1 protein-coding gene and 1 pseudogene are annotated in these 2,046 nt (G+C 48.6%); one reads left to right on the top strand and one right to left on the bottom strand.

Annotated features, from left to right (window positions below; translation table 11 throughout):
* Positions 1 to 436 (bottom strand): annotated as a pseudogene (locus VIM87_RS27115) (sensor histidine kinase); the annotation flags it as partial.
* A 267-nt stretch (positions 437 to 703) separates the two neighbouring features.
* On the opposite strand from VIM87_RS27115, the gene VIM87_RS27110 reads away from it, so the two are divergent.
* Positions 704 to 2,046, top strand: a 1,343-nt coding sequence (locus tag VIM87_RS27110; protein ID WP_332000017.1) for a TonB-dependent receptor, incomplete at its 3' end; no start/stop codon positions are given.

Below are 2,046 nucleotides of genomic sequence, written 5' to 3'. Positions count from 1 at the left end.
GCTTAATGCTCATGCCCAAGGTCATACTGGCCAGGGTAGAGGGTAAGGCCGCGCCAATGAACTGGTAAATGCAGTTACCGTCTGATTTATAATATTCCCCTACCGTTTGTCCTGCCGCAAAAGCGGTTAAATAATAACCCGGTATAATAAGCGTTGTGGCGCAGATCACTGTTAATAACAGGTAGCTGAGATAAACGGTGAACCAGCCCTTTTCCAGGTAACGCGGTATCAGGAAGTACAGGTTAAAGTACACTGCCAATGCCTGGAACACAATGTAAAAGCTGAACTTAATGGCATAGGTGCTGTGCAGGATGGCATCTGCCGCCTTAAAAGGATTGCCGATAGCTACTACCCACCAGATATAATGGTACAGGAGCCAGAACGGCAGGTGATATAGCTTATACCGGATAAACCAGTGCGGATGGGCAGCTTGCATTGTATAAAAATTTAAGAACAGATGCTTCTTTTAAAGATACAGGACTTTCTGCCAGTTTGAAAGCGGTACTATGTAAACAGGCTTAAATAATTGACCAGCTGCTGCCGGTGGTATATGAAAGGCATCCATTGCCTGTACGGCGCCTTTACAGGCGGTTTTACGGGCTTTTGCTGCGCTTCATCAATTAGTGGCAGCGGGTGGTCATTCCGGTTTTTTTTAGTGTGCAGGCGCATATTTCTTTGGAGAACTTTCTAAACAGCCTGCAATATGAAGATCTTACACCTGTGCTTATTATTATCCGGTTTTATACCGGCTGCCTTTGGGCAGGTATCCGGCAGGCTTACTACAGCTGCCGGACAGCCCATTCCCTTTGCCAATGTGCTGTTGTTAAAAAGCAGCGATACCTCCCTGGTAAAAGCTGCTTTAACAGATGAAAAAGGCGCTTACCGCATAGCGCCTGTAATACCAGGACAATACCTGTTGCGTTACAGCAATGTAGGTTACCGGGTTTTTACTTCGGCGCCATTCATACTAAGCGCTGCACAGCCGCAAAAGGATGCAGGCGCCCTGGCGCTGGCGGAAGATACCCGCCAGTTGGGTGAGGTAGTGGTACGGGCGGAGAAACCCCTATTTCAACCCCGTACAGACGGTATGGTGGTGAATGTGCAAAACAGCCTGTTAACCAAAGGCAGCTCTGCGCTGAATGTGCTGGAACGCTCGCCCGGGGTAATGATCGATTACCGCAACAACGGAATTATGCTGAATGGTAAAAGCGGGGTGATGGTAATGATCAACGGGAAGCTGGTGCGTATGTCTATGGACCAGGTGGTGAGCCTGTTAAGCAGCATGAGCGCAGATAACATTGAGAAAATAGAGCTGCTTACCACACCCGGCTCCCGTTACGATGCTGATGGCAGTGCCGGTATGATCAACATTGTGCTGAAAAAAGACCAGCGGCAGGGTACACACGGATCTTTTTCCGTTACCGGTGGCTATGGCTGGCGGCAAAAAGGTACGGCAGGTATGAACCTGGCGCATAACACTAAACGTACCAACCTGTATGGGTCTTATACCTATTCCATGAACAAAACCTACTCAGACCTGTATATTACCAGCGCGCAGGATATGCCGGTGCTGGGCGGGCGGGCTGAGACGATCTACTGGGATACCACTCACCAGGTACAGCATAATCACGATGTTACCGTGGGTATGGATCACCAGCTGAATGATAAAACCACGCTTGGCGCTAATGTAGCCTATAACAGCAGCCGCTCTAATACAACTACCGTTACCAATGCCGGTTACAATGTGCTGCCGGATTCACTGTTGCAATATAATGGCCTTGTAAACGGCCGTAACCGCTGGCAAAACCTGATATCATCCATTTACCTGGAAAAGAAATTAAGGGCAGGTGAGCAGCTGAACCTGGATGTGGATTACCTGTACTTTAATAATAACAATCCTTCAGAGGTGTTCAGCCAGTTTGTAAATGAACATGGCGTAAGAGCGGGGGAGAACGATAGTCTTTTTGCGCCCTTGCAGCACGGGTTTGCCAATACTACCATCCGGGTAGGGGTAGCTAAGGCAGATTATTCCAGGCAGCTGAATGC

The organism is Chitinophaga sp. (genome assembly GCF_036569125.1).
Lineage (GTDB): Bacteria > Bacteroidota > Bacteroidia > Chitinophagales > Chitinophagaceae > Chitinophaga.
The sequence above is the reverse complement of the archived record's forward strand: the minus strand, read 5'-3'. Positions and strand labels throughout refer to the sequence as shown.